The sequence below is a fragment of the Acidipropionibacterium thoenii DSM 20276 genome, from assembly GCF_000423445.1.
GTDB lineage: Bacteria > Actinomycetota > Actinomycetes > Propionibacteriales > Propionibacteriaceae > Acidipropionibacterium > Acidipropionibacterium thoenii.
In genome coordinates, this window is record NZ_KE384019.1 from 50,933 (window position 1) to 70,692 (window position 19,760).

At 68.3% G+C, this 19,760-nt stretch carries 14 protein-coding genes; 11 read left to right on the top strand and 3 right to left on the bottom strand.

The features are described 5' to 3' along the window. Positions 1–30 precede the first annotated feature (30 nt). Positions 31–456, bottom strand: coding sequence for a hypothetical protein (locus G554_RS0112075; RefSeq protein WP_027588104.1), 426 nt, complete (start codon positions 454–456; stop codon positions 31–33). A 384-nt stretch (positions 457–840) separates the two neighbouring features. Between G554_RS0112075 and G554_RS16150 the strand changes: the two genes are divergently transcribed. Continuing rightward, positions 841–4,422, top strand: coding sequence for a bifunctional proline dehydrogenase/L-glutamate gamma-semialdehyde dehydrogenase (locus G554_RS16150; RefSeq protein WP_084648524.1), 3,582 nt, complete (start codon positions 841–843; stop codon positions 4,420–4,422). A 29-nt stretch (positions 4,423–4,451) separates the two neighbouring features. Here G554_RS16150 and G554_RS0112090 read toward each other — a convergent pair whose 3' ends face one another. Then, on the bottom strand, positions 4,452–5,519 hold the full coding sequence (locus tag G554_RS0112090) for an alcohol dehydrogenase catalytic domain-containing protein (protein ID WP_027588105.1): 1,068 nt from the start codon (positions 5,517–5,519) through the stop codon (positions 4,452–4,454). A 204-nt stretch (positions 5,520–5,723) separates the two neighbouring features. Here G554_RS0112090 and G554_RS0112095 point away from each other — a divergent pair, with 204 nt between their 5' ends. Further along, the gene (locus G554_RS0112095; RefSeq protein ID WP_027588106.1) at positions 5,724–7,424 is read left to right on the top strand and encodes a dihydroxyacetone kinase family protein; all 1,701 of its coding nucleotides are present in this window, start codon (positions 5,724–5,726) and stop codon (positions 7,422–7,424) included. Positions 7,425–7,490: 66 nt separating this feature from the next. Here G554_RS0112095 and G554_RS16155 read toward each other — a convergent pair whose 3' ends face one another. After that, entirely contained in the window at positions 7,491–8,030 is a 540-nt protein-coding gene (locus G554_RS16155) for a phosphoribosyltransferase (RefSeq protein ID WP_051233049.1), read from the bottom strand. A gap of 82 nt (positions 8,031–8,112) precedes the next feature. On the opposite strand from G554_RS16155, the gene G554_RS0112105 reads away from it, so the two are divergent. The 9 genes from G554_RS0112105 to tkt all read left to right on the top strand — a co-directional run bounded on the left by G554_RS0112105 (position 8,113) and on the right by tkt (position 19,735). Further along, positions 8,113–8,919, top strand: coding sequence for a DeoR/GlpR family DNA-binding transcription regulator (locus G554_RS0112105; protein WP_027588107.1), 807 nt, complete (start codon positions 8,113–8,115; stop codon positions 8,917–8,919). 231 nt (positions 8,920–9,150) lie between these two features. Continuing rightward, positions 9,151–9,642, top strand: coding sequence for a ribose-5-phosphate isomerase (locus G554_RS0112110; RefSeq protein WP_027588108.1), 492 nt, complete (start codon positions 9,151–9,153; stop codon positions 9,640–9,642). A 250-nt stretch (positions 9,643–9,892) separates the two neighbouring features. Further along, entirely contained in the window at positions 9,893–10,969 is a 1,077-nt protein-coding gene (locus G554_RS0112115; RefSeq protein WP_027588109.1) for a DUF7973 family transport facilitator, read from the top strand. 74 nt (positions 10,970–11,043) lie between these two features. Then, positions 11,044–11,898 carry an HAD-IIA family hydrolase gene (locus G554_RS0112120; RefSeq protein WP_027588110.1) on the top strand — a complete coding sequence of 285 codons (855 nt, stop codon included), beginning with the start codon at positions 11,044–11,046 and terminating at the stop codon, positions 11,896–11,898. Between the two features lie 87 nt (positions 11,899–11,985). Beyond that, a complete protein-coding gene (locus tag G554_RS0112125; RefSeq protein WP_027588111.1) occupies positions 11,986–13,548 on the top strand; it encodes an FGGY-family carbohydrate kinase in 1,563 nt (520 codons plus the stop codon). Between the two features lie 81 nt (positions 13,549–13,629). Further along, positions 13,630–14,991 carry a sn-glycerol-1-phosphate dehydrogenase gene (locus tag G554_RS0112130; RefSeq protein WP_027588112.1) on the top strand — a complete coding sequence of 454 codons (1,362 nt, stop codon included), beginning with the start codon at positions 13,630–13,632 and terminating at the stop codon, positions 14,989–14,991. Between the two features lie 121 nt (positions 14,992–15,112). Further along, positions 15,113–16,843, top strand: a complete 1,731-nt coding sequence (locus G554_RS16160; RefSeq protein WP_036925725.1) for a ribulokinase — start codon at positions 15,113–15,115, stop codon at positions 16,841–16,843. After that, positions 16,836–17,609: an L-ribulose-5-phosphate 4-epimerase gene (locus G554_RS0112140; protein WP_084648525.1), complete on the top strand. Its 774-nt coding sequence runs from the start codon at positions 16,836–16,838 to the stop codon at positions 17,607–17,609. Before G554_RS16160 ends, G554_RS0112140 begins: the two co-directional genes overlap by 8 nt. Before the next feature lie 65 nt (positions 17,610–17,674). Next, positions 17,675–19,735, top strand: a complete 2,061-nt coding sequence (gene tkt, locus G554_RS0112145) for a transketolase (RefSeq protein ID WP_027588114.1) — start codon at positions 17,675–17,677, stop codon at positions 19,733–19,735. Positions 19,736–19,760 lie beyond the last annotated feature (25 nt).

Genomic DNA, 19,760 nt, shown 5'->3' on the forward strand with positions numbered 1-19,760 from the left:
GAGGGCTTTCTTCTTCATGGTTGTGCGGGCTCAGAAATTCTTCCTGGCGGCGGTGCACTGAGGATCGACGCCGGAACGATCGAAGATGGCCGTCCAGAAGATGGACTCATGATCAATAGGGCGAGTCTTGGCGTTCTGCATGCCGGTGTGGCCGTTTCCGAAGGGCATGCTGTCGGGTGAGTTCCATGCCCACTTCTGAGTAGCACCAGAGTAGAGCCTGATGTTGACATTGTTCTTTCCGCCGGTCGGCGTGCCATTGATGGTCCAGCTCGCGAGCTTCCAGACGTGGTAGCCACCACTGTCGCTGTATGTGGCCTGCGCGTTGAGATTGTTTCCGCTCGCGGAACAACTCCCGGTTGCGGTGTAATTGCCTGCCTCGGCTGCGGTGGGGACCCCCACAGCCAGAGCGATCGCGGCGGCAACGGCACCCGCCGCCCTCCATCGTGTGATGAGCATATCGGACCTTACTCGAACTGTCTGGTGTGACGCTAGCACCGTCCATGGATACGGAGTGTCTGCCATCGGCATCTTGGTCGAAAGTCACGGAATCAGGAGAGACGGTTTCCTTTTTCTCGGCATCTTGGTCGAAAGTCACGGCATCGGGAGGCGCATGTCGTTGGTGCCCACATCGCTGGAGTGAGGCCCACCTCGATCCAGGCTCCGCCGAAGTCCGCGAACTGGGGTCACGGGGCATGGACGCGACGGTTGTCCGACGGGAGTCACCTCGGTGGCCGGGATGGTTGACTCGCTGCATGTCGTCGGCGTTGTTCAGTGTGCGATCGTCGGTTGAGTTCACCCGAGGATCGAACACATACCGCCCGGCGGGACTATCGTCCCGTCATGGGCACCCACGGCACTGACCATGACGACCGCCACGACGAGAACCCCGAGGATTCCTGGAGCTCTGCCGGTCCCCGCCCGGTCGAACTCGCCGATGAGGCCGTCCAGCTCGCCCGTCGATGGGCCCTCGACGGCTCTTCGCAGCAGGGCCGTACCGGATCGCAGCAGCTCCGGACCGGGACCGTCGCACGGTGGCGCGGGATGCTCCCCCGGGACCGCGGCAGGGTCGCCGCGACCCTGCTCTCCCAGGTTCTGAGGGAACCCTCCGGGCTGCCCTTCACCGTGGAGTTCATCGACCGGGTGATGCGCCCCGAGGACCCTGGCACCGCCGCGGCGGCCCTGGCGCGACTGTCCCGCACCGACGCATCCTTCCTTCCCCCGGTCCTGCGCGCCGGGGTCCGGATGGCCGGCCGGACCGCCCCCCACGCCCCCCGCCTGGTGGTCGGCCTGGCCCGTGGCGTGCTGCGACAGATGGTCGGACACCTCATCATCGACGCCCGCCCCCGGGCACTCGGCCGCGCCCTGCGCCGACTGCGCAAGGACGGTGTGAGGCTCAATCTCAACCTGCTCGGCGAGGCGGTGCTCGGCGACCGGGAGGCCGCCGCCCGACTGGCCGGCACCAAGAGGCTGCTGGCCCGCGACGACGTCGACTACGTCTCGGTGAAGATCTCGGCGGTGGTCAACCAGCTGGACCTGTGGGCCCACGACGCCACCGTCCAGGAGGTCGCCGACCGGCTCGCACCGCTGTTCAGACTGGCCGCCCGCTCGGCCACCGCCAAGTTCATCAATCTCGACATGGAGGAGTACCACGACCTGGACCTCACCATCGACGTCTTCCAGAACCTGTTGGACCGCCCGGAGTTCCTGACCCTGGAGGCCGGCATCGTGCTGCAGGCCTACCTCCCCGACTCCCTGGCCGCCGCCCAGCGGCTCACCGCATGGGCCGACCGGCGCACCGCCCGAGGGGGAGCCGGCATCAAGATCCGGCTGGTCAAGGGAGCCAACCTGCCGATGGAGAAGGTCGACGCCGAGCTGCACGGCTGGGCCCAGGCCCCCTGGCACTCCAAGGTCGCCACCGACAGCAACTACCTGCGCGTCCTGGACTGGGCGCTGACCCCCGAGCGCACCCGATCGGTGCGCTACGGGGTGGCCGGGCACAACCTGTTCTCCATCGCCATGGCCAAGCTGCTGGCCGATCGGCGCGGGGTCGGCGACCGGGTCGAGTTCGAGATGCTGCTCGGGATGGTCCCCGACCAGGTCGAACGGGTCGGTGCCGATGTCGGCGGGGTTCTGCTGTACACCCCGGTCGTCCATCCCGACCACTTCGACGTCGCCATCTCCTACCTGGTGCGACGCCTCGAGGAGGGGGCCGCCGCCGAGAACTTCATGTCGGCGGTCTTCGAGCTCGGCCGCGACCCGGAACTGTTCTCCCGCGAGGAGGCCCGGTTCCGCGCCGCCCTCGACGGCTTGACCCGCACCGTTCCGGCGCCCAACCGGCACCAGGAGATCGACCGGGTGCCCGACCCGGCCAATGGCTACCGTCCCAGTACCGACTCCGACCCGGCCCTGGCCCCGGTGCGCGAGTGGGCCGCCGAGGTGGCGGCGGTGATGGACCACTGCCGACTGGGAGCCACCACGGTGGCCTCTCACCACCTCGCCAGCGTCGAGGAGGTCGACGACGCGGTCGCGACCGGCCTGGCCGCCCAGCCGGGCTGGAACGGTCTGGGTGCCGCCCGCCGTGCCGGGATCCTGCGGGAGGTGGCCGCCGAGTTCGCCCGACGTCGCGGGGACCTGCTGGCGATCGCCGGCGCCGAGACCGGCAAGATCGTCGCCGAGGGGGATGTTGAGATCTCCGAGGCGATCGACTTCGCCACCTGGTACGCCGACCACGCGATCGGCCTGGAACAGGTGGACGGGGCGACCTTCACCCCGCCCCGGCTCACGGTGGTCGCCCCGCCGTGGAACTTCCCGCTGTCCATCACCGCCGGATCGGTGCTGGCCCCGCTGGCCGCCGGATCGGCGGTGCTGCTCAAGCCGGCCCCGCAGGCCCGACGCTGCGCCGCGGTGATCGCCGAGTGCCTCTGGGGGGCCGGGGTCCCGCGTGAGGTCCTCCAGCTGGGCGACGCCGCCGAGGACGAGGTGGGACGCCGACTCATCAGCCATCCCGACGTCGAGCGGGTCATCCTCACCGGGGCCCATGACACCGCGACGCTGTTCCGCTCCTGGCGCCACGACCTGCCACTGCTGGCCGAGACCAGTGGCAAGAACGCCATCATCGTCACCGAGAACGCCGACTACGACCTGGCCGCCGCAGACATCGTGCGCTCGGCCTTCGGCAACGCCGGCCAGAAGTGCTCGGCCGCCTCCCTGGTGATCCTGGTAGGTCAGGCCTACCGGTCCAGACGGCTGCGCCACCAGATCCTGGACGCCGCGGCCTCCCTGAGGCTCGGCGACCCCAGCGACCTGGCCACCCAGCTCGGGCCCCTCATCCAGCCCGCCGAGGGCAAACTCCTCGAGGGCCTCACCACTCTGGACCCCGGACAGACCTGGGCCCTGAGACCCCGCCGGATCGACCCCTCGGGCCGGTTCTGGAGTCCCGGGGTGCGCGCCGGGGTGAGGCCGGGGGACCGCTACCACCTCACCGAGTACTTCGGCCCGATCACCGGCATCATGTCAGCCCCCGACCTGGCCACCGCCGTCTCCTACCAGAACGGCACCCCCTACGGCCTGACCGCCGGTATCCACTCGCTGGATCCCGCCGAGATCTCCTGGTGGCTGGACCACGTCCAGGCCGGAAATCTGTACGTCAACCGCTCGATCACCGGCGCGATCGTCGGACGCCAGCCATTCGGCGGCTGGAAGAAGTCGGCAGTCGGCCCGGGGGCCAAGGCCGGCGGGCCCAACTACCTGGTGGTACAGGGCTCCTGGACCGCCGCCGAACCCGCGGAACCGGCTCCCGGCGGACCGTTGGAGGACCGCGTCGACCAGTTCCTGTCCCACATCAGCCACCACCCGGTCGCACTCTCCGGCCGATCCCAGTGGCTGGTCGACGCCGCCCACCGCGACGCGGCCGCCTGGGCCGATGAGTTCGGGGTGAGCACCGACATCGGCGGGCTGGTCTGCGAACGCGACGAGTTCCGCTACCGGCCGGCCGACACCCTCATCCGGGTCTGCGCGGGGGCCGACCTGGCAGACGCCGCCCGGGCCTGCGCCGCCGGCCTGCTGGCGGCCGCAGACAAGCTGTCGGTCAGTATCGACCCCGCTGTCGATCCGGTGCTGGCATCGGCGCTGGTCGCGGTGGGGGTGGGCTGCGACGTGGTGTCCCAGTCCGAATGGCTGGTCGCGATGGCCGGCCCCGGCGCGCCCCGGCGGGTCCGACTGATCGGCGGGGACCCCGGCGAGGTCGCCGAGGCGGCCGGGGGGGACGCCGACCTCGCGGTCTGGGGATGGCCGGTGACCTCAGCGTCCAGGATCGAACTGCTGCCCTTCCTGCGCGAGCAGTCGGTCTCACTGACCGCCCACCGATTTGGCACCCCCACACCGCCTCTCGCGCCGGTCCCGCAGACCTCACGGTTGCCGTGAGGGATGGCAGGGCCGGCGAGGGATGACCCTCAGCGGTTCGGGTCGATGGCGATCTTGACCCCCAGGTGGTCTCGCACGGCGTCGATCGCCTCGGACCACTGGGACAGCCCGAAGGTGTGGGTGACGATCGGCGTCTCATCGATGACTCCGGCAGCCAGCAGACGCACCGCGTCGTGGACGTCGGCCCGCCGCGCATTGGAACCACCGGAGACGGTGAGCTCCTGGTAGTGCACGGTGTTCGGGGTCAGTGGCGAGGTCGATCCCTTCGGGAAGCCGGCGAACCAGCTCACCCGGCCCCCCGGGGCCGCCAGGTCCAGCGAGGTCTCGGCCAGATCGGGGCGCCCGATGGCGACCACCACCACATCGGCGCCCCATCCGCCGGTGAGATCGGCGACCGTCGCGGCGAGATCCTCGGGCCCGACCCCGATGGCCCCCAGACCGCGAGCCACCTCCCGGCGCTCCTCGTGCTTGTCGCACAGAATCACCTGGGCCGCTCCGCCGGCCACATTCAACTCCGTGTGCAGCAGGCCGATCGGGCCGCCCCCGATCACCACCACCGTCTCACCCGGGTTCACCCCACCGTGGTTGTGGTGTCCGTTGAGGATGCAGGACAACGGCTCTGACAGTGCCAGCCGGTTGGCGGGCAGCTCGCCGGGGGAGACGATGACATTTCCCCTGGCCACCGCCCTGGCCGGGACCAGCAGATAGGGCGCCAGGCCGCCATCGATCGAGTAGCCCACCAGCTCCAGGTTGCTGCACAGCTGCTCGCGATCGGTCAGGCAGGCCCGGCAGGACCCGCAGGACACCACGATCGAGACGGTCGCCTGGCGTCCCACCTGCAACCCGGCTCCGGCGGCGGAGTCGACAACCCCTTCGCCCAGCGCCGCGATCCTGCCGGCCACCTCATGGCCCAGGGTGGCCCCCAGCCGCACCCCGCTGGTCTTCTCCCCGGAGATGATCCGCAGATCGGTACCGCAGATGGTGGTCGCCTCCACGGCCAGCAGCACCTCGCCGGGGCCCGGCACCGGCACCGGCTTGTCGGTCAGGGCGACATCGCCGGGGCTCTTCAGGGTCAGGGCGGGCATGGTCGAGGTCATGGGCTCATCCTCTCTCTTCGGATGGATCCGCTCAGCTGGATCCGGGTGCGAGAACCGTCAGTGGCCCCACGCAGTCACGAGAAATTCTCACGAAACTATGTGAAAAGGGTAGCTTCCACTGTGGGCGGATGGCATCATCGAGACAGATCACCGCTGATCGCCCTGCCAGCTCAGGCCCTCTCACACAGAAGTGGAGACGCAGACATGACTCGTGTCCTCAACGATCCCGACGACTTCCCCGGCCAGGCGGTGGCCGGACTGGCCAGCGCCTTCCCCCAGCACCTCAAGCCGGTCTTCGGGGGAGTGGCTCGGGCCACCGTCACCCGTCCGGGAAAGGTCGCCCTGGTGGTGGGCGGGGGATCGGGTCACTATCCGGCCTTCGCCGGCTGGGTGGGCCAGGGGTTCGCCGATGGCGCGGTCTGCGGCAACATCTTCTCCTCGCCCTCGGGCGCCCAGGCCTACTCGGTCTGCAAGGCCGCCGACCGCGGAGCCGGCGTCCTCATCGGATTCGGGAACTACGCCGGCGACGTGCTGCAGTTCGGCCAGGCCGCCGAGCGGCTCAAGAGTGAGGGGATCGAGGCCCGCTGCCTGCTGGTCACCGACGACATCGCCTCGGCCGGGCCCGAGGAGCTGGCCAAACGGCGCGGGATCGCCGGGGACCTGCCGACCTTCAAGGTGACCGGAGCCGCCTGCGAGGCGGGGATGAGCATCGATGAGGTCGAGGCGGTCTTCAACCGGGTCAACCACCGCACCCGCTCCTTCGGGGTGGCCTTCAAGGGCTGCACCCTGCCCGGCGCCGACCATCCGCTGTTCGAGGTCACCGACGGCCGGATGGGCGTCGGAATGGGCATCCACGGCGAACCCGGCATCCACGACGCCGATCTGGGCACCGCCGACGACCTGGCCAGGATGCTGGTCGACGGGCTGCTCGCCGACCGTCCTGACGAGGCCGGCAGCCGCGTCGTCCCGATCGTCAACGGCCTGGGGGACACGAAGTACGAGGAACTCTTCGTCATCTGGAACGACATCCGCCGACGTCTGGTCGAGGCAGGCCTGGAGATCGTGGACCCGCAGGTCGGCGAGTTCGTCACCAGCCTCGACATGGCCGGTCTCTCGCTGACCCTGCTGTGGCTCGACGAGGTGATCGAGCCGCTGTGGCTGGCTCCCTGCGACACCCCGGCCTATCGCCGAGGGGCGGTCTCCGAGGTCGAACTGGACACCGCCGAGCTGTCCCAGCAGGCCGAGGAGGTCACGGTCGCGACTGCTGGCAGCCCGGCATCCCAGGAGGTCGCCAACACCGTTGTCGGGGCCCTGGACCTGATCCGCTCGATCCTGATGTCCCGCCAGGAGGAGCTGGGACGTCTGGACTCCATCGCCGGAGACGGGGACCACGGGATCGGGATGACCCGCGGGTCCACCGCGGCCGTGGCGGCCGCTCGCGAGGTGGCCGCCGAGGGGGCCGGAGCGCTCACCACCCTGGCCGCTGCCGGGGCCGCCTGGTCCGAGCAGGCCGGTGGCACCTCCGGCGCTCTGTGGGGGGCCGCGCTGACGGCCTTCGGAACCGTGCTGGGAGACGATCAGGGCTGTCATCCGGGAACTGTCGTCGAGGCGGCGGCGGCCTCCCTGGACGCCGTCAAGCGGCTGGGCGGAGCTCAGCTGGGCGACAAGACCATGATCGACGCCATGGAGCCCTTCGTGGAGACCCTCAGGGCCACCGGAACCGATCTGCCCACCGCCTGGGGAGCCGCTGTGCTGGCCGCCGACCAGGGTGCCCGCTCCACCGCCGGTATCGTCGCCAGGCTCGGGCGCTCCCGGCCACTGGGGGAGAAGTCGCTGGGCACCCCGGATCCCGGAGCAATCTCATTCGTCGACGTCGTGCGCGCCGTCGGCAGCGTGATCGGCTGAGGTCGAGATGTCAGGACCGAACGGGATCTCGGCGAGGCGGTGAGGATGCCCACCAGGACGACGCCCTCACTCGGCGGTGACTGCGCCGACGGCAGTCTCCGAGCGAGTCGCGGTCACCGGCGGCTTGGCGCTCCAGGGGAAGACGATCCATCTGTCGACGGCCTTCCACTGGTAGTCGGGGTGCTCAACGGTGGTCGGCTTGGTGTAGAGCACCGCCGAGCGCACCTCGGCACCGGTGTCGCGCAGCAGCTCGAGGACCAGTTTGAGGGTTCGCCCGGAGTCGGCGACGTCGTCGACGACCAGGATCCGACGTCCCTTGATCGACGCCGTGTCGAGCATCGGTGCCAGCAGCACCGGATCCGGCAGGGTCTCGTTGACGTCGGTGTAGAACTCGACATTGACGGCGTCGGTCAGCTTGACCCCCAGGGAATAGGTCAGCGCCCCGCCCAGCAGCATGCCTCCTCGGGCGATCGAGATGAGGACCTCGGGCTGGAACCCGGAGTCGGCGATCTGCTGGGCGAGTTCCTCCTGAGCCTGCCCGAAGGTGGACCAGGTGAGCACCTCTTTCTCGGTCAGATCGGAGGAGTCGGCATGATAAGCGGTCATGGACACACACTACCGAGAACGGCGCCGCCGCCCGGGGACGCTCTCATCGTCTCCGGCATGACCACAGGAAGAGGCTAGGAAGATGCCGACAGTTCCCACCGACCCGCCTTCCAGGCGCGGTCAGGACGGTCCCCGCAGCAGGCAACTGGCGATCGCCGAGACGGTGATCCGCAATGGCTCGGTCAGCGTCGAGGAACTCGTCACCCTCACCGGGGTCTCGGCGATGACCATCTATCGCGATCTCACGGTGCTCGAGGACAGCGGGGTGCTCACCCACCATCGCGGCCAGGTGGTCGCGGTGGCCAGCGGTCTGCACGAGGCCGACGCCGACTTCCGACTGGAGCAGAGCTCCGCCGAGAAGCAGCAGGTGGCCGCCGAGGCGTCCACCCTGGTCACCAGCGGCTGCTCGCTGATGCTCGACGACTCCACCTCCGGGGTCTGGCTGCTGCGCTCGCTGGCCGACATCAGCAATGTCACGGTGGTGACGAACTCCCTGCTGGTGGCCAACGAGGTCACCAGCTGCCGGGGGGCCAAGTTGATGGTCACCGGCGGGGAGTACCAGGCCTGGGCGCACTCCCTGATGGGCCCCGCCGCGGTGCGCGCCATCAGATCGATGCATGCCGACCTGTGCTTCGTCTCGGCCTCGGGGATCTTCGAGATGGGCTGCTACCACCCCTACCAGGAGGTCGTCGAGGTGAAACGGGCCATGCTGGACGCCGCCGAGACCAAGGTGCTGCTGCTGGATCACACCAAGTTCAACCGGCGCGCGCTGTTCAAATTCGCCGATCTCCAGGAGTTCGACCACGTGGTGGTCGACTCCAAGACCTCCCCGGAGGTGCTGCGCCATCTCGAGGAGACCGGCGTCCAGGTGCGGGTGGCACAGCCATGACACCGAGTTCGCTGCCGGGGTTCCCCCCGACCACGGGCTCTCGTGGCTGTGAGCTTCCCACCAATCTCACACGAGTTATGGTGTTTTTGTCATGAACTGTGTTACTTTTGACGCTGTCAGCGCGACCCGCTCAGGCGGACCGCAGGACTCACCAGATTCTGGGGGGCGAGGGCAGTGAACAGCGTGCAGCCCGGCAGAACCGTTCCGAACGCAAGGAGGCTCGAAGGAGCGATGGGATTTCGAATCGTGGTGGCCGGGGACCCGGCCGGAGTGGATTACAAGGAGGCCATCAAGGCCGACCTGGAGGCCGATCCCCGAGTCGATGAGGTCATCGACGTCGGCATCACCCCCGGGGAGAAGACCCTGTACCCGCACATCGGCGTCGCGGGCGCCCGGGCGATTGCCGAGGGCAGGGGCGACCGGGGGATCTTCATCTGCGGCACCGGGATGGGAATGGCGATCTCGGCCAACAAGGTGCCGGGCATTCGCGCCTGCACCGCTCATGACAGTTTCTCGGTGGAGCGCCTCATCATGTCCAATGACGCCCAGGTGCTGTGCCTGGGCGAGCGCGTCATCGGTCTGGAGCTGGCCCGTCGACTGGCTCGCGAGTTCCTCGACTACACCTTCGATCCCAGCTCCCATTCCAAGGCCAATGTCGACCTGATCAGCGATTACGAGGCCCAGGCCACCGGGCAGATCCCCGGAGCCCCGCAGGCCTGCTGATCCATCCTGCCGGGACGCCGTCAGACTGCCGATGACTCGTCGGCCGGACGGCGCCCCCACCCTGACCGGGGCCGCGCACGTCGGCCCCAGCCTCGCGAGTCGCACCCTCCCGGGTGCGGCGCAAGGCAAGCTCCCGTCGCTGTGCTGGAACCCCTGGTTCTCAGCACACCTCGGGGTTGCGCCTCGGTATCCGTCCGACGGCGTCCAGAAGCATGCGGGACCAACCCGCCTGACACCACTAGGAACACTGATGTTCACAGCTTCGTTGGGAGTCTTCCTCTTCGGACTCCTCGCCGCGATCGCTGGCGGCGCTGTCGGCGCCGCCATCGGCGGTAACTACGCATTCGTGATGACCGGCTTCATGGTGCTGGCCTCGTGGGGCATCTTCGCCGCCACCGGCAGCACCTTCGGCTTCGACTTCCTGGCCTTCGGGCCCTTCTTCGGCCCCTATGTGGCCTTCGCCGGGGGCGTGGCCGCCGCGATCTATGCCCGGTACAAGGGCTACATGACAGATGGCAAGGATGTGAACTCGCCGTTGGCCGGCCTCGGCAAGCCCGACATTCTCTTCGTCGGCTCGCTCTTCGGCGTCTTCGGATACCTCGTTCAGATCGGCATCTCGAAGCTCCCCTGGTTCGGCACCCACACCGACTCGGTGGCCCTCACCGTGCTCATCTCCGGCCTGGCGGCCCGCTGGGTCTTCGGCGCCAAGGACCGGAAGCTGTTCGCCGGCTCCCTGCACAACCCCGAGCTGTTCCACGAGGACGCGACATCCTTCCCGGCCAAGATCAAGCCCGGCCCCAACGGCCGCTGGCTGGAGTGGCAGGAGAAGCCCTCCCAGCTGCTCACCATCGGTTCACTGTTCGGCATCTTCGCCGGAACCGCATCGCTGTTCCTGGCCGCCAATGTCGGCGCCTACCTCACCTCCAAGGGGTTCGCCAATCACCTGGCCGCCGCGAACGCCAACAGCTTCGCCTTCGGCGTCTCGGCGATCATCATCCTGTTCCTCATCACCAACCGGAACATGCCGGTCCAGCACCACGTCACCAATATCGCCGGGTTGGCCGCCGTTCAGTTCTTCCCACTGCTGATGGGCAGCACCTTCGCCGCCTACAAGTGGACCTACACCTCCAGCTGGGACTCCCACACCTGGATGATGGCCCTGGTGGCCCTGCTGATCGCAGCCGTCTTCGGCATCGTCGCTGCAGTCCTGGCCGAGCTCGCCGCCCGGCTCTGGTACGACCGAGGCACCAGCCACATCGACCCGCCGGCCGCCTCGATCTGGATCTCCAACACCATCGTGGTCAGCCTGGCCGCGCTGCTGTCCTGACCAGTCAGGCCCTCCCTCCCCATTCCCCACCAGCTGTCTGACCGCGGGTTGCCCCCGCCGACCAGGAGATCTCAATGCATGACATCGTGAGTGCCCCGACCGGGTTCCAGCAGGCCTATGTCTTCGACATGGACGGCACCATCTATCTCGGTGACCACCTGCTGCCCGGGGCCAAGCGGATGATTGAGGAACTGCGTCGGCGGGGGATCCCGGTCCGATTCCTGTCCAACAATCCCACCAAGGATCCCCGCCAGTACGTCGACAAGCTCGCCAGGCTCGGCCTGCCGACCGATGTCACAGATATCTCGAACACGGTGGTCACGACGACCAACTGGCTGAAGACCAACCATCCCGATGCGAAGGTCTTCGCGATCGCCGAGGAGCCGCTCAAGGCAAGTCTGCGGGACGCCGGGATCCAGCTCTCGGAGGACCCTTCCGAGATCGACATCGTGGTGGCCTCCTATGACCGCGGATTCGACTACCGCAAACTCCAGATCGCCTTCGACGCCATCTGGTTCCACAAACGGGCCATCCTGGTCCAGACCAACCCCGACCGGTTCTGCCCCTTCCCAGGAGGCCACGGCGAACCCGACTGTGCCGCCATCACGGCCGCCATCGAGGCCTGTACCGGCACCACCTGCCAGGTGAACTTCGGCAAGCCCTCCCCGGTGATGCTCACCGCGGCGCTGGCCGGACTCGACGTCGCGGTGGAGCACTGCGTGATGGTCGGGGACCGTCTTCAGACCGACATCCAGATGGCCCTGGACACCGGCATGGGCTCTGCCTGTGTGCTCACCGGCGAGGCCACCGCGGACGACATCAGGGCGCTTGACGAGGCCCACCGACCGACCTGGGTTCTCGATCGGATCGACAAGCTCATCCCGGCCTCGGTCTGGGCCGAGCTCGGATGGACCGAGAACGACCAGTGAGCTCGGTCGCGTCCCCATCGATTTCTCAACGCAACAGTGCAGTTCCGAGGCGCCCACTGGAGGGCGCCCACTCGAAGGAGAGACTCAATGATTGACAACGGACCTTACGTCCTGGGTATCGACTACGGCACGGAGTCGTGTCGGGTCGCCATCTTCGACCTCGCCGGTCGGCCGCTGACCTTCGCCGCCACCCCCTACAAGACGAACTTCCCGCACCCCGGCTGGGCCGAGCAGGATCCCGACGAGTGGTGGAAGGCCCTGCAGGCCAGCGCCCACCGGGCCATCTCGAATGCCGGGATCTCCCCGTCGGCGATCGCCGGTATCTCCTACGACGCGACCACCTTCACGATGGTCACGCTGGACTCCAAGGGGGAGTCGATCCGCCCCGCGATCATGTGGATGGACAACCGCGCCACCACCCAGGCCGCCCGCGCCGAGCAGTCCGACTCGGTGGCCCGCCTGATGAACAACGGCGGCAAGGGGGCCGCCCCGGCCGAGAACTTCCCGTTCAAGGCCGCCTGGCTCAAGGAGCACGAGCCCGAGAACTACGCCAGGGCGGCGCACATCGTCGATGCCGCCGACTGGGTGACCTACAAGCTCACCGGCGAGTGGACCGCCAACATCAACACCCACTCGATCCGCTCCTACTACAACCGCGCCCAGGGCGGCTGGCCGGTGGACTTCTACGAGGCCGTCGGGTGCGGCGACCTGTTCGAGAAGGTCCCCGACCGGGTGGTCAACCTCGGCGAGCAGATCGGCACGCTGGGAACCATCCCCGCGCAGCTGCTGGGCCTGCGCCCGGGAATCCCGGTGGCCCAGGGGCCCGGCGACGCCTGGGCCGGCCAGATCGGTCTGGGCGTGCTCAGCCCGGGCGACTTCGCCCTCATCACCGGTTCCTCCCACGTGCTCAGTGGCCAGAGCGACCATGAGATCCACGGTGAGGGATTCTGGGGCTCCTACACCGACGCGGTGGTGCCGGGGCAGTTCACCGTCGAGGGTTCGGGAGTGTCCACCGGATCGGTGCTGAAGTGGTTCAAGGACAACTTCGCCTCCGACGTGGTCTCGGCCGCTGAGAAGGTCGGCCTCAACCCCTACGACGTGCTCAACGCGCAGTCCCGCGACATCCCGATCGGCTCCGACGGGCTGATCATCAACGAGTACTTCCAGGGCAACCGCACCCCCTACACCGACTCCAAGGCGCGCGGCATCATGTGGGGGCTCTCACTGGCCCACACCCCGGCGCACGTCTACCACGCCATCCAGGAGGCGGTCTGCTACGGCATCGGCCACTCCGTCAAGGCCTTCAAGGCCGCCGGGGTGAGCGTCGACAAGATGGTGGCCTGCGGCGGCTCCACCAAGAGCCGCGACTGGATGCAGATGCACTCCGACGTCACCGGCGTGCCGATCGCGCTCACCGAGGTCGGCGATGCCGTCGTGCTGGGAACCTGCATGATCGCCGCCGTCGGGGCCGGGCTGTACAAGGACCTGCCGGAGGCCGGGGCCAATATGGTCCACGAGATCGACGTCATCGAGCCGGACCCGCAGCGTCACGAGGAGTACCAGTTCTACCTGGACAAGTACATGCGGTCCTTCCCGTTGATGCAGTCGTTGATCCATGAGCTGGTCGACCACGAGGCCGACAAGCACTGATCCAGGCCGCACCCCGGGGTCCGTCGCGCAGACGGGCCCCGGGGGATGGCAGCACTCACACATTTCCACGAGAGGAAAGTCATGTCCGAACTCATTGAGAGGGCCCTCGCCGACTCCGACGACACCGATGTGGTGGTCATGGGGCACGGAGTCCTCGACCAGACGGGGCCGGTCTTCAGGAAGCTCTTCGGTGATGCCAAGGGCATCGTGATCGCCGACGGGAACACCTGGGCGGTGGCCGGCGAGGCCGTCACCGCCTCCCTTCGCCAGGCCGGCGTCGAACTGGTGGAACCCCTGGTCTTCCCGGCGCGACCCACCGTCTACGCCTCCTACGAGAACGTCGAGAAGGTCCGCGACCACCTCGCCGCGCTCGACGGCGTGATCGCCTGCTCGATCGGCTCGGGCACCCTCAATGACCTCACGAAGCGGGCCTCCGACGAGATCGGTCGACGCTACATGAACGTCTGCACCGCCGCGTCGATGGACGGTTACGCAGCCTTCGGCGCCTCGATCACCGAGAACGGCTTCAAGCACACCATGAGCTGCCGGGCCCCCCAGGCCCTCATCGCCGATCTTCCGACGATGGCCGGCGCGCCGCAGCGCTGCACCGCCACCGGTCTGGGCGATCTCATCGAGAAGGTGCCGGCCGGTGCCGACTGGATCATCGCCGACGAACTGGGCATTGAGCCGATCGACAAGGAGGTCTGGGAGCTGGTCCAGGGGCCGCTGCCCCAGGCCATCTCCGATCCGAAGGGGCTGGCCGATGGCAAGCCCGAGGCCCTCGAGGGTCTGGTCGAGGGTCTGGTGATGTCGGGGCTGTCGATGCAGAAGTACCGCATCAGCTCGCGCCCGGCCTCCGGGGCCGGCCATCAGTTCTCCCACGTCTGGGAGATGGAGAAGCTGGGGATGGACCAGGAACCTCCGCTGACCCACGGCATGAAGGTGGGTCTGGGCACCATCTCGGTGCTCGCCCTGTGGGCCGAGATCCTCAAGCTCGACTTCGGCTCCTTCGACATCGATGCGGCGGTCGCCACGTGGCCGAACGCCGAGGAGATGGAGGCCAAGGTCCGGCGCAACTTCACCGGCGAGATGGTCGAGCCCGCCGTCAAGCAGACGATGGACAAGTACCTCACCCCCGAGCAGCTGCGTCAGCGGCTGGAACTGGTCGAGCAGAAGTGGTCGTCGATCCAGCAGCGCTGCGCCGAGCAGGTGATGCCCGCCGAGCAGGTGGAGGAGATCCTCAAGGAGGTCGGTGGCGTCTACCACCCCAGCCAGATCGGCCTCACCGAGAAGCGCTTCCACGAGACCTACACCCGCTGCCAGATGATCCGCTCCCGCTACACCCTGCTGGACTTCCTGCTGGAGACCGGCGTCCTGCAGGATGAGGTGGACAAGCTCTTCGTGGGCGAGGGCTTCTGGGCCAAGCGGCCCTGGAAGAACTGACCAGCTGCACCCGGCGCCGGCCGGCCCCAGCGGTCGGCCGGCAGTGACCGGTTCGTGCGGCGCCCCACATCCCACTGTCCTGAACCCACACCCCACATCCCCTACACAGAGGTAGGAAGCCATGTCAGACAAGTACATCATCGGACTCGACTACGGCACCCTGTCCGGCCGCGCACTGGTGGTGAGGGTCAGCGACGGTGCCGAGATGGGCACCGACGTCCACGAGTACCCGCACGCCGTGATGGATCGCACCCTGGACGCCGCCGATGGGCAGAAGCTGCCCCCCGATTTCGCCCTGCAGGACCCGGGCGACTACCTCGAGACCCTCGAGCACATCATCCCCGGCGCGCTGCGCGACTCCGAGGTGGACCCGAACGATGTCATCGGCATCGGGCTGGACTTCACCTCGGCCACCGTGCTGGCCTGCAGATCGGACGGCACCCCGGTCTGCGAGCTCGAGGAGTTCGCCAACGAGCCGCACGCCTGGGTGAAGCTGTGGAAGCACCACGGCGCCCAGGACCAGGCCGATCGGATCGTCAAGCTGGCCCAGGTGCGCCGCGAACCCTGGCTGGCCCGCTACGGCGGGATCCTGTCGGCGGAGATGCTGATGCCCAAGGTGCTGGAGACCCTGGAATGGGCACCGAAGGTCTACGCCGCCACCGACGTCTTCGTCGACGCACTGGACTGGATGACCTGGAAGCTCACCGGCACCCTCAGCTTCGCCGCCGGGGACTCCGGCTACAAGCGGATGTTCCAGGATGGCAAGTACCCGTCCAAGGAGTTCCTGCGCAACCTCAACCCGGACTTCGAGGACGTCTTCGAGTCCAAGATGGACGCCCCGGTGCTGCCGCTGGGAGCCAGGGTCGGCGGCCTGACCGCCGACTGGGCCGCCCGGCTCGGACTGCCCGAGGGGATCGCGGTGGCCTCGGGCAATATCGACGCCCACGTGACCGCAGCCGCGGTCAATGCCGTCGAGGACGGCCAGATGACCGCCATCATGGGTACCTCGGCCTGTTATGTGGTGCCCGGGCCCGAGCTCAAGGAGGTCCCCGGCATGTTCGGGGTGGTCGATGGCGGGATCGTCGACGGCTCCTGGGGATTCGAGGCCGGCCAGACCGCGGTCGGCGACATCTTCGCCTGGTTCATCGACAACTGCGTGCCCTACTCCTACTTCGAGCAGGCCGCCCGGCGCGGCATCAGCGTGCACGACCTGCTCACCGAGCGCTGTCGCGACCAGGAGGTCGGTGCCCACGGCCTGATCGGACTGGACTGGCACAACGGCAACCGCTCGGTGCTCGCCGATGCCAATCTGTCGGGAGTGCTGATCGGCCAGACGCTGACCACCACCCCCGAGGACCAGTACCGGGCGCTGCTGGAGTCCACCGCCTTCGGCGCCCGGGAGATCATCGAGTCCTTCCGCAACGCAGGGGTGGCCATCAATGAGCTGGTGGTCGCCGGCGGGCTCACCAAGAACGGCTTCCTCATGCAGCTGCTGTGCGACATCTGCCGGGTGCCCCTGTCGCTGGGTCTGACCACCCAGCCGGGAGCCCGCGGATCGGCGGTCTTCGCAGCAGTGGCGGCCGGCGTCTACCCCGATGTCAAGGCCGCCTCGGCGGCCATGGGGGCCAAGGAGGAGGGGGTCTACCAGGTCGATGAGGACCGTGCCGGCCAGTACGACCAGCTCTACGCCGAGTACGAGATGCTGCACGACTACTTCGGGCGCGGCGCCAACCCGGTGATGCACCGCCTCAAGGAGATCCGTCGCAAGGCACACATCCGTGCCGAGAAGAAGCGCGGCCCGCTGCTGCGCCGGGAGGGGGATCACTCCGAGGATGCCTACATCAATGGCTGAGTCGACGGTGCGCGGGTCCTCGACCATCCAGCTGGACCGACTGCCGCAGACCCTGCGGGCGCAGATCCAGCAGGTGCGCCAGGAGGTGGCCCGGCTGCACGGTGAGCTGACCCGCTGGAATCTGGTGGTGTGGACCGCCGGCAATGTCTCCCAGCGGATCCGCTGCGCCGAGGAGATCGGTACCGACCTGCTGGTGATCAAGCCCTCCGGGGTGCTCTACGAGTTGCTCAGGCCCGAGAACATGGTGGTCTGTGATCTGTCGGGTCGCAAGATCGACGACGGGACCGACGTCTCGCTCGGTCCCTCCTCCGACGTCTTCGCCCACGCCTACGTCTATCAGCAGATGCCTGAGGTGGGCGGGGTGGTGCACACCCACTCGACCTATGCCACCGCCTGGGCGGCCCGGCGTCAGCCGATCCCCTGTGTGCTCACCATGATGGCCGACGAGTTCGGCGGCGAGATCCCGGTCGGGCCGCTGGCGGTGATCGGGGACGAGTCGATCGGCCGGGGAATCGTCGAGACCCTGCGGGGATCCCGGTCGCGCGCGGTGCTGATGGCCAACCACGGGCCCTTCACCATCGGGACCGACGCCACGGCGGCGGTCAAGACCGCAGCGATGTGCGAGGAGGTGGCCCAGACCGTCTACGTATCTGCACAGATGGGTGACCCTGTGGCCATTCCTCGGCAGACCGTTGATCATCTGTACGCTCGCTATCAGAACGATTACGGGCAACACGAATCGAGACCAGCCGGTAGCGCCGGCTGAACAACACCACGCGCCCCGGTCCGGTCGCAGACCGGGCCGGGGCCGACCACGAGAGGACTTCACAAGTGGCACAGCTTGAATGGACGCAGACGGACAAGAGGGCAGTGGACACGGCGCGGGTGCTGGCCGCCGACGCCGTGGAGAAGGTCGGCAACGGTCACCCCGGCACCGCGATCTCACTCGCACCGCTGGCCTACCTGCTCTACCACAAGGTGCTCAACATCGATCCGAGCGACGAGAAGTGGCTGGGACGCGACCGATTCGTGTTGTCGGCCGGGCACTCCTCGCTGACCCAGTACACCCAGCTCTACCTGGCCGGCCTGGGCCTGAATCTGGGCGACCTGGAGTCGCTGCGCACCTGGGGGTCCCTGACTCCCGGGCACCCCGAGTACGGTCACACCAAGTTCGTCGAGGTGACCACCGGACCGCTGGGTTCCGGCGTCTCCAATGCGGTCGGAATGGCGATGGCGGCCCGCCGCGAGCGCGGCCTGTTCGACCCCGACGCCCCGGCCGGGACCAGCCCCTTCGACCACTACGTCTATGCCATCGCAGGCGACGGCTGTCTGCAGGAGGGAGTCTCCTCGGAGGCCTCCTCACTGGCCGGCACCCAGGAGCTGGGCAACCTCATCCTGTTCTACGACGACAACCGGATCACCATCGAGGGTGACACCAATATCGCCTTCACCGAGGACGTCTGCGCCCGCTACCAGGCCTACGGCTGGCACGTCCAGACCGTCGACTTCACCCATGGCGGTACCCACTACTCCGAGGACGTCCAGGCCCTGGCCGATGCCATCGAGGCCGCCAAGGCGGTCACCGACAAGCCCTCCTTCATCAAGGTGACCACCGTGATCGGCTGGCCGCTGCCGAACCTGCAGGGTTCGGAGTCGGTGCACGGCTCCAAGCTGGGTGCCGCCGAGATCACCGCTCTGAAGAAGGAGCTCGGCTTCGAGGACACCCCCTTCGCCATCGACGAGAGCCTGGTGGGGGCCACCCGCAAGGCCTTCGCCGAGCGCAACGGCGCCACCCGGGCCGCCTGGGACGAGGCCTTCGCGGCCTGGCAGCAGGCCAACCCGGAGCGCGCCGAGCTGCTGGAGAGGGTGCGCGCCCGCAAGCTGCCCGCCGACCTGGAGGTGCCGACCTTCGAGGCCGGCAAGATGAGCACCCGGAAGGCCTCCGGTGCGGTGCTCACCGCACTGGGACCCCAGCTTCCCGAGCTGTGGGGCGGTTCGGCGGACCTGGCCGGGTCGAACAACACCACCATGAAGGGGGCCGACTCCTTCCTGCCCGATGACCGGGTGGTCGATGAGTACCCCGGCGGTCCCTACGGGCGCACCCTGCACTTCGGCATCCGCGAGCATGCGATGGGCGGGATCATCAACGGCATCACCCTGTCGGGTCTGACCCGAGCCTACGGTGGCACCTTCTTCGTGTTCTCCGACTACATGCGCCCGGCCGTGCGGCTGGCCGCCCTGATGGCCATTCCGAGCATCTTCGTGTGGACCCACGACTCGGTGGGTGTCGGCGAGGACGGCCCCACCCACCAGCCCATCGAGCACCTGGCCGCCTGCCGGGCGATCCCCGGACTGGACGTCGTGCGGCCCGCGGACGCCAACGAGACGGCGGTGGCCTGGAAGACCATCCTGGAGCACACCGACCGGCCCGCCGGGCTGGTCCTGTCGCGCCAGGACCTGCCGACCGTCGACCGCAGCGTCTACGCCTCGGCCGACGGGGCCGCCCGGGGGGCCTACGTGCTCTCGGAGGCCAGCGCCGACCCGCAGCTGATCCTCATCGCCACCGGCTCGGAGGTCGGTGTGGCCCTGGATGCCCAGAAGAAGCTGGAGGCTGACGGTACCCCCACCCGGGTGGTCTCGATGCCGTGTCAGGAGTGGTTCGACGCACAGGACCAGGAGTACCGCGAGTCGGTGCTGCCGTCCGCTGTGAGCGCCCGGGTCTCGGTGGAGGCCGGGATCTCGATGGGCTGGGCCAAGTACGTCGGCTGCGCAGGCGACTCGGTCTCCATCGAGCACTTCGGCGCCTCGGCGGCCGGTTCCAAGTGCTTCGAGGAGTTCGGCATCACCGGCGACCACGTCGTCGAGGTCGCTCAGGCCGTGCTGGCGAGGTGATCTGAGACCGGTCCGGTGGGACCGG